The sequence below is a fragment of the Hydrogenophaga sp. PAMC20947 genome, from assembly GCF_004795855.1.
Taxonomy (GTDB): Bacteria; Pseudomonadota; Gammaproteobacteria; order Burkholderiales; family Burkholderiaceae_C; genus Hydrogenophaga.
On record NZ_CP039252.1, the window covers coordinates 2075297 to 2089887 of the forward strand.

15 protein-coding genes and 1 tRNA gene are annotated in these 14591 nt (G+C 59.7%); all 16 read right to left on the bottom strand.

Going from position 1 to position 14591, the window contains the following annotated elements; all coding sequences use genetic code 11:
• Nucleotides 1-28 precede the first annotated feature (28 nt).
• The 16 genes from E5678_RS09285 to tpiA all read right to left on the bottom strand — a co-directional run bounded on the left by E5678_RS09285 (nt 29) and on the right by tpiA (nt 14583).
• Nucleotides 29-1504 (bottom strand): NADH-quinone oxidoreductase subunit M, encoded by a 1476-nt coding sequence (locus tag E5678_RS09285; protein WP_136178259.1) that lies wholly within the window; start codon nt 1502-1504, stop codon nt 29-31.
• 16 nt (nt 1505-1520) lie between these two features.
• Complete coding sequence (nuoL, locus tag E5678_RS09290) at nt 1521-3545, bottom strand: NADH-quinone oxidoreductase subunit L (protein WP_136178260.1); 2025 nt, start codon at nt 3543-3545, stop codon at nt 1521-1523.
• A 43-nt stretch (nt 3546-3588) separates the two neighbouring features.
• On the bottom strand, nt 3589-3903 hold the full coding sequence (nuoK, locus tag E5678_RS09295; protein ID WP_136178261.1) for an NADH-quinone oxidoreductase subunit NuoK: 315 nt from the start codon (nt 3901-3903) through the stop codon (nt 3589-3591).
• A complete protein-coding gene (locus tag E5678_RS09300; protein WP_136178262.1) occupies nt 3900-4538 on the bottom strand; it encodes an NADH-quinone oxidoreductase subunit J in 639 nt (212 codons plus the stop codon). Before E5678_RS09300 ends, nuoK begins: the two co-directional genes overlap by 4 nt.
• A 44-nt stretch (nt 4539-4582) precedes the next feature.
• A complete protein-coding gene (gene nuoI / locus E5678_RS09305; protein WP_136178263.1) occupies nt 4583-5113 on the bottom strand; it encodes an NADH-quinone oxidoreductase subunit NuoI in 531 nt (176 codons plus the stop codon).
• Nucleotides 5114-5126: 13 nt separating this feature from the next.
• Nucleotides 5127-6203, bottom strand: a complete 1077-nt coding sequence (nuoH, locus tag E5678_RS09310) for an NADH-quinone oxidoreductase subunit NuoH (RefSeq protein WP_136178264.1) — start codon at nt 6201-6203, stop codon at nt 5127-5129.
• Entirely contained in the window at nt 6200-8341 is a 2142-nt protein-coding gene (nuoG, locus tag E5678_RS09315) for an NADH-quinone oxidoreductase subunit NuoG (protein WP_136178265.1), read from the bottom strand. Before nuoG ends, nuoH begins: the two co-directional genes overlap by 4 nt.
• A gap of 14 nt (nt 8342-8355) precedes the next feature.
• Complete coding sequence (gene nuoF, locus E5678_RS09320; protein ID WP_136178266.1) at nt 8356-9723, bottom strand: NADH-quinone oxidoreductase subunit NuoF; 1368 nt, start codon at nt 9721-9723, stop codon at nt 8356-8358.
• The gene (gene nuoE, locus E5678_RS09325) at nt 9720-10256 is read right to left on the bottom strand and encodes an NADH-quinone oxidoreductase subunit NuoE (RefSeq protein WP_136178267.1); all 537 of its coding nucleotides are present in this window, start codon (nt 10254-10256) and stop codon (nt 9720-9722) included. The genes nuoF and nuoE overlap by 4 nt, the downstream gene beginning before the upstream one ends.
• Nucleotides 10253-11506: an NADH-quinone oxidoreductase subunit D gene (locus E5678_RS09330; RefSeq protein ID WP_136178268.1), complete on the bottom strand. Its 1254-nt coding sequence runs from the start codon at nt 11504-11506 to the stop codon at nt 10253-10255. Before E5678_RS09330 ends, nuoE begins: the two co-directional genes overlap by 4 nt.
• A gap of 25 nt (nt 11507-11531) precedes the next feature.
• Nucleotides 11532-12152, bottom strand: a complete 621-nt coding sequence (locus tag E5678_RS09335; protein ID WP_136178269.1) for an NADH-quinone oxidoreductase subunit C — start codon at nt 12150-12152, stop codon at nt 11532-11534.
• A gap of 37 nt (nt 12153-12189) precedes the next feature.
• The gene (locus E5678_RS09340) at nt 12190-12669 is read right to left on the bottom strand and encodes an NADH-quinone oxidoreductase subunit B (protein ID WP_136178270.1); all 480 of its coding nucleotides are present in this window, start codon (nt 12667-12669) and stop codon (nt 12190-12192) included.
• Nucleotides 12670-12696: 27 nt separating this feature from the next.
• Nucleotides 12697-13056 carry an NADH-quinone oxidoreductase subunit A gene (locus E5678_RS09345; RefSeq protein ID WP_136178271.1) on the bottom strand — a complete coding sequence of 120 codons (360 nt, stop codon included), beginning with the start codon at nt 13054-13056 and terminating at the stop codon, nt 12697-12699.
• A 46-nt stretch (nt 13057-13102) separates the two neighbouring features.
• Nucleotides 13103-13187 (bottom strand) — tRNA-Leu (locus E5678_RS09350).
• A 186-nt stretch (nt 13188-13373) separates the two neighbouring features.
• A complete protein-coding gene (secG, locus tag E5678_RS09355) occupies nt 13374-13799 on the bottom strand; it encodes a preprotein translocase subunit SecG (RefSeq protein WP_136178272.1) in 426 nt (141 codons plus the stop codon).
• 34 nt (nt 13800-13833) lie between these two features.
• Entirely contained in the window at nt 13834-14583 is a 750-nt protein-coding gene (tpiA, locus tag E5678_RS09360) for a triose-phosphate isomerase (RefSeq protein ID WP_136178273.1), read from the bottom strand.
• Nucleotides 14584-14591 lie beyond the last annotated feature (8 nt).

Sequence of the window (14591 nt, forward strand, 5' to 3'; positions counted from 1 at the left end):
AACGTTCTCTCGATTTCTTGTACGGCGGTCAGTTCAGCTTGGAGATGGCCACGTGGCGCAACAACTCAGCCACGGAAGCGTCCATCACATCGGTGAACGGCTTGGGGTACACGCCCATATAGAGCACAGCAATCCCCAGCGCAGCCATGATCAGGAATTCGCGACCGCCAATGTCTTTCAGCGCTTTAACGTTGTCATTGCCGGGCGCACCCAGGTAGACCCGTTTGAACATCCAGAGCGAATACGCCGCACCAAAGATCAGGGCGGACGCCGCTGCGGCGCCGATCCAGAAGTTGGATTTCACCGCCGCAAGGATGACCATCCACTCACCGACAAAACCCGCCGTACCCGGCAAACCGGCGTTGGCCATGGTGAACAGCAGCGCAAAGGCCGCGAACCTGGGCATGGTGTTGACCACACCGCCGTAATCAGCGATGTTGCGGGAGTGCATGCGGTCGTACAGCACGCCGATCGCCAGGAACATCGCGGCCGAGACAAAACCGTGGGACACCATCTGCACAATGCCACCGGCCATACCCAAATCACTGAAGACAAAGAAGCCCAGGGTGACAAAACCCATGTGTGCCACCGATGAATACGCCACCAGCTTCTTCATGTCGGTTTGCACCATGGCCACCAATCCCACGTAGATCACCGCCACGAGTGACAGCGCAATCATCAACCATGCCCATTCGTGCGAAGCGTCGGGGAGGATGGGCAGGGAGAAGCGCAAAAAGCCATAGGCACCCAGCTTCAACATGATGGCGGCCAGCACGGCAGAACCACCCGTGGGCGCTTCAACGTGCACATCAGGCAGCCAGGTGTGAACCGGCCACATAGGCACCTTCACAGCGAAGGCCGCGAAGAAGGCAAAGAACAAATAGGTCTGCGCCGAGGCGCTCAGCGGCAGCTTGTGCCAGACGGCCAGTTCGAAACTGCCACCGGCCTGCGTGTAGAGATAAATCAGCGCCACCAACATGAGCAGCGAGCCCAGGAGGGTGTAGAGGAAAAACTTGAACGCCGCATAGATCTTGTTCGCACCGCCCCAGATGCCGATGATCAGGTACATCGGGATCAGCGTCGCCTCGAAGAACACGTAGAACAACATCGCGTCCATCGCACTGAACACGCCGATCATCAGGCCCGACAGGATCAGGAACGCGCCCATGTACTGGTTCACGCGCACGGTGATCACTTCCCAGCCCGCAATGACCACGATCACCGTGATGAACGCGGTCAGCAAGACCAGCCACAATGAAATGCCGTCGACACCCAGATGGTAGTTGATGTGGAAGCGCTCGATCCACGGTGAGATTTCGCCGAACTGCATCGCCGCCGTGCCCAGTTCGAAGCCGCTGTACAGCGGAATCGTCACGGCAAAGCTCACCAGTGCGCCCACCAAGGCCACCCACCGCACCGTGTTGGCGTGCGTATCCCGGCCAAAGGCCAGCAGTGCGACGCCAAAGAAAACCGGCGTCCAAATTGCAAGGCTCAGCAAACCCATTTTTTTATTCTCCTGATTACGCGAGCCAGACGAAGTACGTCATGAACAACAAGACGCCCACGATCATCATCAGCGCGTAGTGGTAAAGGTAGCCGGTCTGCAAACGGCGCACTGCGCCAGAGAACATGCCCACCATTTTCCAGCTGGCATTGACCACGCCACCCTCAATCACGCCCTGGTCCCCGCCTTTCCACAGGCCGGTTCCCAACAAGCGAGCGCCGCGCGCCAGGACATTTTCGTTGAACCAGTCGAGGTAGTACTTGTTTTCCAGAATGTTCAGCAAGCCCACCGATTTGAAGAAACGCTCCAACGCCGCTGGTACCGCGGGGTTGATCAGGTACATGTACCAAGCCGACACGGCGCCGCCCAAAGCCAGCCAGAAAGGCATGGTGGTGAAGGCGTGCATGGCCATGGCCACAGGGCCGTGGAACTCTTCTGCAAAGGCCGCCACGGCCGGGTGGAGTTCGGCGTTGATCGTGATCGCATCTTTCAGGAAAGCACCGAACAACATGGGTTCGATGGTCATGAAGCCGATGATCACGGAAGGAATCGCCAGCAACACCAATGGCACAGTCACCACCCAAGGTGTCTCATGGGGCTTGGCGCTGCCATGGTGGTCGTCATGGCCATGGTGCGCATCCGGATTCTGATCAAAGCGCTCTTTGCCGTGGAAGACCAGGAAATAGAGGCGGAACGAATAGAACGAGGTCACGAATACACCGGCCAGCACAGCGAAATGGGCCCAAGGTGCTGCGGGCAAGTTGCTGAAGTGCACCGCCTCGATGATGCTGTCCTTGGAGTAGAACCCCGCAAAGAACGGGGTGCCGATCAGCGCCAGCGTCCCGACCAGCGACGTGATCCAGGTGATGGGCATGTACTTGCGCACGCCACCCATCCAGCGGATGTCCTGGTTGTGGTGCAGGCCCATGATCACCGAGCCGGCAGCAAGGAACAGCAAGGCTTTGAAAAACGCGTGCGTCATCAAATGGAACACAGCCACCGAGTAGGCCGATGCACCCAGCGCTACCGTCATGTAACCCAGCTGTGAGAGCGTGGAATACGCGACCACGCGTTTGATGTCGTTCTGGATGATGCCCAGGAAACCCATGAACAGGGCCGTGATCGAGCCAATGATCATGATGAAGTTGAGGGCCGTGTCCGAGAGCTCAAACAGGGGCGACATGCGGGCCACCATGAAAATACCGGCCGTCACCATGGTGGCGGCGTGGATCAGCGCAGAGATGGGTGTCGGGCCTTCCATGGAATCGGGCAGCCACACATGCAAAGGGAACTGTGCCGACTTGCCCATGGCGCCAATGAACAGGCAAATGCAGATCACAGAAATCAGCAGCCATGATTCGCCACCGAAAGGGTTGGCAAAGGTCAGGGCACCGAGCTTGTCCGCCTGGGCAAACACTTCCGTGTAGTTCAGGGTGCCGGTAAAAGCCACGATCAGGCCGATGCCCAGAATGAAGCCGAAGTCGCCCACGCGGTTGACCAGAAAGGCCTTCATGTTGGCGAAAATCGCCGTGGGCTTGTTGAACCAGAAACCGATCAGGAGATAAGACACCAGGCCCACAGCCTCCCAGCCGAAGAACAACTGCAAGAGGTTGTTGCTCATCACCAGCATGAGCATGGAGAACGTGAACAGCGAGATGTAGGCGAAGAAACGGTTGTAGCCAGCGTCTTCTTCCATGTAGCCAATGGTGTAAAGGTGCACCATCAATGAAACAAAGGTCACCACGCACATCATCATGGCCGTGAGGCCATCCACCATGAAACCGATCTCCATTTTGAGATCGCCCACAGTCATCCACTCGTAGATGGTCTGGTTGAAGCGGGCTCCGCCCGCCACATCGACCAATGTCATCGCCGACAGCACAAAGGCGATCAACACGCCAAGGATCGTCAAGGTGTGGGCGCTGCGGCGTCCAAGGACATTGCCACCGAATGTGGTGCCGAGAATGCCGGCCAGCAGCGAGCCCACCAGCGGGGCCAGCGGCACGGCCAATAGGGTGCTTGCGGAAAGGGTTGTGCTCATGGTGTTGTTCTTGGCTGTGATCGCGCGATGCGGGGTCGGGCGGTCATCCCTTGAGGGTGTTGAGTTCTTCCACGCTGATCGATCCCCGGTTGCGGAACAGCTGCACCAGAATGGCCAGACCGATGGCCGACTCGGCGGCTGCAACGGTCAGGATGAAAAACACGAATACCTGGCCGTGCATGTCACCCAGGAAATGGGAGAAGGCCACGAAATTCATGTTCACGGCCAAGAGCATCAGCTCGATCGCCATCAACAGAACAATCAGGTTCTTGCGGTTCAGGAAAATACCCACCACCGACAGCGCGAACAAAATGGCGCCAACGGACAGGAAGTGCTGGAGTGTCAAACCACTGCTCATGCTGATTTCTCCTCGTCAGCCGGCGCGGCTGGCGCGGCTTTTTGGGTCGCGGCCATGGACAACACCACCAGACGGTCGGCGGCGCGCACGCGAACTTGTTCTCCCGGATCGATGGCCTTGCTGTCCTTGCGCTTGCGCAAGGTCAATGCAATGGCCGCCACCATGGCCACCAGCAGAATGACCGCCGCCACTTCGACGGGGTACAGGTACTGGCTGTAGAGCAGGCGTCCGAGCTCTTTGGTGTTGGAGTAGTCCGCTGGAAGCGCCACAGAAGCGGGTGCAGAGATCGCTGGAAAGCCCACCCACAGCACGGCGATCAGTTCAGCCGCGACCAGCGCACCCAACACGGCAGCCAAGGGGAAGTTCTGCCAGAAACCCCAGCGGTCGTCATCAAGGCGCACGTCCAGCATCATCACGACGAACAGGAACAGCACCATCACCGCACCGAGATAAACCAGCACCAGGGTCCAACCCAGGAACTCGGCTTTCAGCAACAACCACAGCGCCGATGCCTGCGAAAACGACAGCATCAGGTAGAGCACCGCGTGCACAGGGTTCTGGGCGGTGACCACGCGGTAAGCCGCGAACAGCAACACCGTCGCAAAGAGGTAAAAAAAGCCAGTCTGGTAATCCATGGGTGATTTCTTCGGTCTTGGGTCGATCCGGGGTCAGCGGGACATCAACGGTAAGGCGCGTCAGCGGCCCTGGCCTTGGCGATCTCAGGCTCATAGCGGTCACCCACGGCCAGCAGCATTTCTTTGGTGAAATACAGATCGCCGCGTTTTTCGCCGTGGTATTCCAGAATATGGGTTTCCACAATCGCATCGACTGGGCAGGCCTCTTCGCAGAAACCGCAAAAAATGCATTTCGTCAGGTCGATGTCGTAGCGCGTGGTGCGACGCGAGCCGTCATCTTCGCGCTGGCCTGCTTCGATGGTGATGGCCAGCGCAGGGCATACCGCCTCGCACAGCTTGCAGGCGATGCAGCGTTCTTCGCCGTTTTCGTACCGGCGCTGGGCGTGCAAACCACGAAAACGCGGAGACAAAGGGGTTTTCTCCTCGGGGAACTGAACCGTGATCTTGCGGCGGAACGTGTAGCGACCCGTCAAGGCCATGCCTTTGACCAGCTCAAACAGCATGAAGCTTTTGAAAAAGTCGATCACCGAAAACGGCGCAACAACCGACTTGGGGGCAACGAGAGAAGTAGTCATGTGTGTGCCCTGCTTATTTCCAGAGGTTCCACGACGTCTGCATGAGACCACCCACAAGGAGCAGCCACACCAGCGTCACGGGAATGAAAACCTTCCAGCCCAGACGCATGATCTGGTCATAACGGAAGCGCGGGAAAGTGGCCCGGATCCAGATGAACATGGAGACGACCACAAAGGTTTTGGCCCCCAACCAGATCCAGCCGGGAATGAAGTCCAGTGCGGAGACTGGTGGCAACCAGCCGCCCAGGAACAGCAACACGGCCAGGATGGACACCAGCCACATGCTGGCGTATTCGGCCAGGAAGAAGATGGCAAAGCCCATGCCGGAGTATTCGACCATGTGGCCAGCAACGATCTCGGCCTCCCCCTCAACCACGTCAAACGGATGGCGGTTGGTCTCGGCCACACCGGAAATCAGGTACACGATGAAAATGGGAAACAGTGGCAACCAGTTCCAGGACAGGAAGTTCAGACCCATGCCCGCGCCCATGCCTTTGGCCTGAGAGGCCACGATCTCACCGAGGTGCAAGCTGCCAGCGGTCATGATGACCACCAGGAAGCAGAAACCAATGGCGATTTCATAGCTCACCATCTGAGCCGATGCACGCATGGCACCCAGGAAAGCGTACTTGGAATTGGAAGCCCAGCCCGCAATGATCACGCCGTACACCTCAATCGAAGTGATGGCCAAAATGACCAGCAAACCGGCATTGACGTCGGCCAGGATGGCTTCCGGACCAAAAGGCACAGCCACCCAGGCGGCCAGCGCCGGCATGATCGCCATCATCGGGCCGAGACGGAACAGGCCGCCCGAAGCCGCGCTGGGGCTGATGATCTCTTTGGTCAACAGTTTCACGGCATCCGCAATGGGCTGCAGCAAACCAAAGGGTCCCACGCGGTTAGGGCCCATGCGCACCTGCATGAACCCCAACAGCTTGCGTTCCCACAAGGTGAGATAAGCCACAGCGCCCATCAGGGGCACCAGCACCGCAACAATCTTGACCATGGCCCAGATGACCGGCCAGGCCGCTGTGGTCCACCACTCAGCAGCAATCAAGCCGAGGCCTGCGTTGTACATGGCATCGATCATGCGAGCACTCCTGACTGGGCTGTTGCCTTTGCGTCGCGGGTGAGCTGCAACGAGGTGGCTCGGCGCACCAACGAGTCAAGTTGGTAGATGGCCGCCACGCAGGGCGCCACGGTCGCAGGCCGCTGGTCTGCCGCAGCAGCGCCCGCGCCCACATCGGCATTGGACAGGCGGGCAGCGCCCACCAGATCACCGTGCTTCACGCCTGGCAACACCGAAGTCAGAACAGCTTGCGACGAATCGGCATCAAAACCAGACAAGCTCAGCAGGTTGCCCAGCACACGCAGTACCTTCCAGGCCGGACGGGTCTCGCCCAAAGGACGCACCACGGCGTGAAAACTCTGCAAACGGCCTTCGGCGTTCACAAAGGAACCCGAGGTTTCGCTGAACGGAGCGATGGGCAGCAGCACATCGCTGATGTCCATGTTGGTTTGAAAGGGGCTCAGGGTGACCACCATGCCAGCCGTGTCCAACCCGGCCACACCCGCCGCACTGTCGTCGACAGGCTCGGTGTTGAGCAGGATCAATGCCTTGAGCGATTGTCCCAGCATCTGGGTTGCGTTCAAGCCGCCCTGCCCCGGTACAGCACCCATCAGTTGAGCGCCCACGGTATTGGCAGCCTCGGTCAGGTACCCCACTTGAGCACCCGTTTGCTGGGCGATCCAATTGGCCAGCGCCAGAAGGCTGGCGGCCTTTTCATGGTGCGCAGCGGCGTTGCCGAGCAGAATGGCTTTGCGCTCGCCGCCCATCAAGGACTTGGCGATGGCTTTGGCTTCGTCGCTGGACTCCGCCGCCACGGGCGCTTGCACGCCTTTCTCGGCGGCTACAGCCACGGCCACGCCAGCCAGTGCACGAACCCAGACGCTGCTGTCTGCAATCAGCGTGTTCTTGCGCGGCAAAGCCCAGTCTTGATCGGCTGCGATCAACGCATTCACTTGTGCACCGTGGCGTGCAGCCTGGCGGATGCGTTGCGCGAACAAAGGGTGGTCTTTGCGCAAATTGGAACCCACCACCAGCACACGTTGCAACGAACTCAGATCGGCGATTGGCATGCCCAGCCAGCGGGCGGCGCCAGCAGCAGCAGCGTTGCCGAAATCGGCGTGACGCAGCCGGCTGTCGATGTTTTCGCTGCCCAGGCCACGGACCAGCGCACCAGCCAGGGCCAGCTCTTCAAGCGTGCTGTGCGGACTCGCCAGCAGACCGATGGCCGATGCACCGTGATCGCCTTTGACTTGCCTCAGGCCGTTGGCCACATATTCCAGCGCGGTTTGCCAGTCAACCGTCTTCCACTCACCGCCCTGCTTGAGCATGGGCGCAGTCAGGCGATCGGCACTGTCCAGCGACTCGTACGAGAAGCGATCGCGGTCGGCGATCCAGCACTCGTTCACAGCCTCGTTCTCAAACGGCACCACGCGCATCACTTTGTGGTTCTTGACCTGAACAATCAGGTTGGCGCCCGTCGAGTCGTGCGGGCTGACCGACTTGCGACGCGAGAGCTCCCAGGTGCGGGCGCTGTAGCGAAATGGCTTGCTGGTGAGCGCGCCCACCGGGCAGATGTCGATCATGTTGCCCGAGAGCTCGGAGTCCACCGTGTCACCGATGAACGTTTCGATCTCGGCGTGTTCGCCGCGATGAGACATGCCCAGCTCCATGGCGCCGGCCACTTCCTGACCAAACCGCACGCAGCGGGTGCAATGGATACAGCGACTCATCTCTTCCATGGAGATCAGCGGTCCCACATCCTTGTGGAACACCACACGCTTTTCTTCTTCGTAGCGGGAGGCGCCGGCGCCGTAACCCACGGCCAGATCCTGCAACTGGCATTCGCCACCCTGATCGCAGATCGGACAGTCCAGCGGGTGGTTGATCAGCAAGAACTCCATGACCGACTGCTGGGCCTTGATGGCCTTGTCGGACTTGGTGCGCACGATCATGCCCTGCGTGACCGGGGTCGCACAGGCGGGCATGGGTTTGGGCGCTTTCTCCACGTCCACCAGACACATGCGGCAGTTGGCCGCAATGGACAACTTCTTGTGATAACAGAAGTGGGGAATATAGGTACCCGCCTTCTCGGCTGCATGCATGATCATGCTGCCGGGCGCTATTTCGACCTTTTGGCCGTCGAGTTCGATTTCAACCATTTTGTTTTCCGTCATCAGGCAGAGGCCGAAGCATCCGCTTTGATCATGGCCGCGAACTCGGGCCGGAAATGCTTGAGCATGGCGCGCACCGGCATGGCCGCAGCGTCACCCAGGGCGCAAATCGTGCGACCCATGATGTTCTCGGCCACATTGTCAAGCAGCGCCATGTCTGCGGCCTTGGCGTCGCCACGGTGGATCTTGTCCACCAGGCGCCACAGCCACCCGGTACCTTCGCGGCAAGGCGTGCATTGCCCGCAGGACTCGTGCATGTAGAAATAAGACAAGCGCTTGAGCGACTCAACCATGCAGCGTGAATCGTCCATCACGATCACGGCACCCGAGCCCAGCATGGAACCGGCCTTGGAGATCGAGTCGTAGTCCATGGTGCAATCCATGATGACGGGCGCAGGCAACACGGGCGAAGACGATCCACCAGGGATCACCGCCTTGAGCGTGCGCCCCTGGCGCACCCCGCCGGCCAGCTCCAGCAGCTTGGCGAACGGCGTTCCCATGGGAATTTCGTAGTTGCCTGGACGCTCGACATCACCGCTGACCGAGTAGATCTTGGTGCCACCGTTGTTGGGCTTGCCGCACTCGAGGTAGGCCTGACCACCGTTGCGGATGATCCAGGGTACTGCCGCGAAAGTTTCGGTGTTGTTGATGGTGGTTGGTTTGCCATACAAACCGAAACTGGCCGGGAATGGCGGCTTGAAGCGCGGTTGGCCTTTTTTGCCTTCGAGCGATTCCAGCAAGGCGGTTTCTTCGCCACAAATGTAGGCGCCGAAGCCGTGGTGGGCGTGAAGCTGAAAGGTGAATCCACTGTCCAGGATGTTGTCGCCCAGCAAACCGGCGGCACGCGCTTCTTCCAGCGCGGCCTCGAATCGCTCGTACTCCTGGAAGATCTCGCCATGGATGTAGTTGTAGCCCACGCTGATGCCCATGGCATACGCCGCGATCGCCATGCCTTCGATGACGATGTGGGGGTTGTACATCAGAATATCGCGGTCTTTGCAGGTGCCCGGCTCGCCTTCGTCAGAGTTGCACACCAGGTACTTCTGTCCGGGGAACTGGCGGGGCATGAAGCTCCACTTCAAACCCGAAGGGAAACCGGCACCGCCACGCCCCCGCAGAGATGACTCCTTGACGGTGGCAATCACCTGGTCCTGGGTCATGCCAGCCAGGCCGGTCTCAGGATCGGGCGCAGAGCCATCTTTGCCCAGCACCTTGCGCAGGGCCTGGTAGCCGCCACGGGCTTCGTAGTCCTTGAGGGACCAGTTGCTGCCGTTCAGGCCAGCATAGATCTGGGCATCGAGGTGGCGGTCATGAAAGCAGGTCTGAACGCCGGTGGCACGAAATTGCGCGAGCACTTGATCTGCGGTCATGCTTTGCCTTCCGAGGCCTTCAGGCCGTCGATCAGTTGATCGAGTTTGTCGTTGCTCATGAAGCTGCACATGTGGCGGTCGTTCACCAGCATCACAGGCGAATCGGCGCAAGCGCCCAGGCATTCGCTTTGCTGCAGGGTGAACAGGCCGTCGGCAGTCGTGCCGCCCATGGTCACACCCAGCCTGTGCTCCAGATGTTCCAGTGCCTTGCCCCCGTCGCGCAGCAGGCAAGGGAGGTTGGTGCACACGTTGAGCTTGAATTTGCCCACCGGTTGCTGGTTGTACATGTTGTAAAAGGTGGTGACCTCGTACACGGCCATCACAGGCATGCCGAGATAGTCAGCAATGGCCTTTTCGCTGGCCCGGCTGACAAACCCCTGCTCCTGCTGCACGATAGACAGGCAGGCCATCACGGCGGATTGGGCCTGGTCTGCCGGGTATTTGGCCACTTCGCGCGCGAAGCGTGCGAGCGTTGCCTCGGACAACTGAGCGGCCTGAACCGGACCGCTGGCGGTTGAGCTGACTGCGTTCATCGGTCAATCTCTCCAAAAACGATATCCATGGTGCCGATGATCGCAACGGCATCCGCGAGCATGTGGCCCTTTGCCATTTCGTCCATGGCCGACAAATGCGCGAAACCGGGCGCGCGGATTTTCAGGCGGTAGGGCTTGTTGGCGCCGTCGCTGACCATGTAGATGCCAAACTCCCCCTTGGGGTGTTCGACTGCGGCATAGGCTTCGCCCTCGGGCACATGGAAGCCTTCGGTGAACAGCTTGAAGTGGTGTATCAACTCTTCCATGCTGGATTTCATGGATTCGCGCGAAGGCGGTGCGACCTTGTGGTTGTCGGTAATCACCGGGCCAGGATTCACCCGCAGCCAGTCCACACACTGCTTGATGATGCGGTTGGACTGCCTCATCTCCTCCATTCGGACGAGGTAACGATCGTAGGTATCTCCCGTCTTGCCGACCGGGATGTCGAAGTCCATCTGATCGTAGACCTCGTAGGGCTGCTTCTTGCGCAAGTCCCAGGCGATGCCCGAGCCGCGCAGCATGGGCCCTGTCATGCCCAGATTGAGCGCGCGCTCTGGTGTGACCACACCGACGCCAACCGTGCGCTGCTTCCAGATACGGTTGTCCGTCAGAAGGGTGTGGTATTCCCCGAAATAGGTCGGGAACCGCTGGGTGAAATCGTCGATGAAGTCCAGCAACGAGCCCTGGCGGTTGGTGTTCATCTCCGCCATGGCTTTGGCATTGCGGATCTTGCTGTGCTGGTACTGCGGCATGGTGTCCGGCAGGTCGCGGTACACGCCGCCAGGACGGAAATAGGCCGCATGCATGCGCGCACCCGAGACCGCCTCGTACATGTCGAACAGGTCTTCGCGCTCCCGGAAGGCGTAAATCAGGATGGTGGAGCTGCCGCAGTCGTTGCCGTGCGAACCCAGCCACATCAGGTGATTCAACAACCGCGTGATCTCGCTGAACATCACACGGATGTACTGCGCGCGGATCGGCACCTCGATGCCCAGCAGCTTTTCAATGGCCAGGCAATAGGCGTGCTCATTGCACATCATGGACACGTAATCCAGCCGATCCATGTAGGGCAACGACTGGATATAGGTCTTGTGTTCGGCCAGCTTTTCGGTGGCGCGGTGCAACAAACCGATGTGGGGGTCAGCGCGCTGAACCACTTCGCCATCGAGCTCCAGAACCAGGCGCAAAACGCCGTGGGCTGCCGGGTGCTGAGGGCCCAGGTTCAGGGTGTAATTCTTGATTTCTGCCATGTGATTCCGCCTCAGGCTTCAGCCTTCAGTGCAAGCCCCCGTAGTTGTCTTCGCGGATGATGCGCGGCGTGACTTCGCGAGGCTCGATGGTCACCGGCTCGTAAACCACGCGCTTGCGCTCAGCGTCGTAGCGCATCTCCACATGCCCGGACAGCGGGAAGTCCTTGCGGAACGGGTGACCGATGAAGCCGTAGTCTGTGAGGATGCGGCGCAGGTCGTTGTGACCTTCGAAGACGATGCCATACAAGTCGAAAGCTTCGCGCTCATACCAGTTGGCCGAGCTCCACAACGCAGTGATCGAGGCGAGCACGGGAAAATCGTCTTCCGGGCAAAAGACCCGCACGCGGAGGCGGTGGTTCTTGCTCACGGACAACAGGTGCACCACAGCCGCAAAACGAGGACCTTCCCAGCGACCGTCACCGTAATCCTGGTAATCGATGCCACACAGGTCGAGCATTTGCTCGAACCGGGCTTCAGGGGCGTCGCGCAGGGTTTGCATCACACCCAGGTAGTCGGACGAACCAACAACCAAGGTGAGCTCGTCCCGCACGATGTCCAGCGAACGCACTTGGTCGCCCAGCAATCCTTTGAGGGTCGCTTGGAGCGCCTGCAGACTGGGCGCGTAAGTGGTGGCGTTTTCGGTCATGGGCCGTGATCTTTCCGGTATCTGGCAAAGCCCGCGCTCAGGCGCGTGCAATGGTGTTGGTGCGGCGAATCTTTTGCTGCAGCTGGATGATCCCGTAGATCAGGGCTTCAGCGGTCGGCGGGCAACCCGGCACATACACGTCCACGGGCACGATGCGATCACAACCCCGCACCACAGAATAGCTGTAATGGTAATAACCACCGCCATTGGCGCAGGATCCCATGGAGATAACCCAACGTGGCTCAGCCATCTGGTCGTACACCTTGCGCAAGGCTGGCGCCATCTTGTTGCACAACGTACCCGCCACAATCATCAAATCCGATTGCCTCGGACTGGCCCGAAACACCTCGGCGCCAAAACGGCCGATGTCGTAACGCGCCGCAGCCGCGTGCATCATTTCAACAGCGCAGCAGGCCAAGCCAAAGGTCATGGGCCACAACGAACCCGTTTTGGCCCAGTTCACGACCGAGTCATAACTCGTCGTCATGAAGCCTTCTTTGAATACGCCTTCAATCATGTGTGCTCCATTGCGCCAGCAGACGCTTCATTCCCAATCCAGGGCGCCAATTTTCCACGCGTACACAAAACCCACCAACAGATCAACCAAGAACACCACGCCCGTGACAAAGCCCGTAGAGCCGATATCGGCAAACGCCACCGCCCAGGGAATCAGGAACGCGATCTCGAGATCAAACAAAATGAAGAGAATGGCCACCAGGTAGTAGCGGACATCGAACTTCATGCGCGCGTCTTCGAAAGCCTCGAAGCCGCACTCGTAAGGGGAATTTTTTTCCGGATCGGGCCGGTTGGGGCCAAGGATGTAACCCAAGGCCTGGGGTATGACCCCGACAGCAAGACCCACCACAATAAACAAAAGGACGGGAAGGTATTGCTCGAGACTCATTTTGATGTATCCGTTGGCATGGCCTTGCGCCATGATTGCCAATGTTTGGTGCCGACGGCGAGACTCGAACTCGCACAGCTTTCGCCACTACCCCCTCAAGATAGCGTGTCTACCAATTTCACCACGTCGGCTGGGTCTACATTGTCGGATCCGCGAGGACTGCTGCGAACCATCCCGACAACCCATAGAGTTTACCCTGAATCACACCCGTTTCTGGGCCAGCCCTGCATTTTTTGGTGCAAATGCACAAGACAGGCCCTGCTTGCAACGCGCCAGAACGAAGGCCCGGCGTCATGCCGGCTCGTTCGGTCGCAAACTTATTTGGAAGGAATCTGGGCCTCACCTGCGGCGGGCACATCGGCCGGGACCGATGGGACAGCATCGGCGGCAACCGGCGCTGCGGCAGGCGCCTCGGCGGAACCCGGGATCTGCTCAGCTGGCGTCAGGGGCGCTACTGGCACGACCACGCCCTCAAGCACGCTGCCTGTTGCGGCGGTAGGGCGCAGATTACCGAAATAGGCCAGCCCCAGTGTGGTGGCCAAAAAGAGGCCTGCCAGCACCCCCGTGGTGCGCGACAGGAAGTTGGCACCCCCTGAAGCACCAAACAGGCTTGCAGAGCCTGCGCCCCCACCAAAAGCGGCGCCCGCATCGGCACCCTTGCCATGCTGCATCAGGATGAGGCCTACCATGAAGACAGCGGCGAGGATCTGGACAACTTGCAGGATATTCAACAAAGCGTGCATGGAAATACTCCGGTAAGGAACAAGGCTGCCGGGCTCAGAGCTGAGCGGCGGCCACAATTTGAAGGAAATCGGCTGCCTTGAGCGACGCACCGCCGATCAAACCGCCATCGATGTCTGGCTGCGCCAGCAAGCTGGCGGCATTGGCCGCATTCATGCTGCCGCCATAAAGAATCTTCACCCGCTCTGGGTGTTGCGTGGCTGCTGAGATCTGCTTGCGCAGCACGGCATGCACGGCTTGAGCCATCTCCGGGGTCGCCGTCTTGCCGGTGCCAATCGCCCAGACAGGCTCATAGGCCACCACGATTTCGCTGGTGCAATGGGCCACGGCGTGGATCACGGCGGCCAACTGGCGCTTGACCACGGCTTCGGTTTGATTCGCGTCGCGCTCAGCCAGGGTTTCACCCACGCAAACGATCGGGGTAACGCCCGCGGCCAACGCACGCTGGGCCTTGCTGGCAACAGCTGCATCGGACTCGGCGTGGTACTGGCGGCGCTCGGAGTGCCCCACGATAGCGTAGCGGCAAGCGAAGTCTTTCAACATCGCTGCGCTGATTTCACCCGTGAAAGCGCCCTGCTCCTGGGCCGACACGTCTTGAGCGCCCCAGGCGATGGCGCTGCCCGTGAGCAGACTTTGCATCTGTGCGAGGTACAAGGATGGCGCGCACAGCGCCATTTCGGCTTTGGGCTCGATTCCCTGCAAACCCTCCAGCATGGCTTGCACCAATGCCTGGTTGGCGGCCAGCGAGCCGTTCATTTTCCAATTGCCTGCGATCAGTTTTGTCATGGATTTCT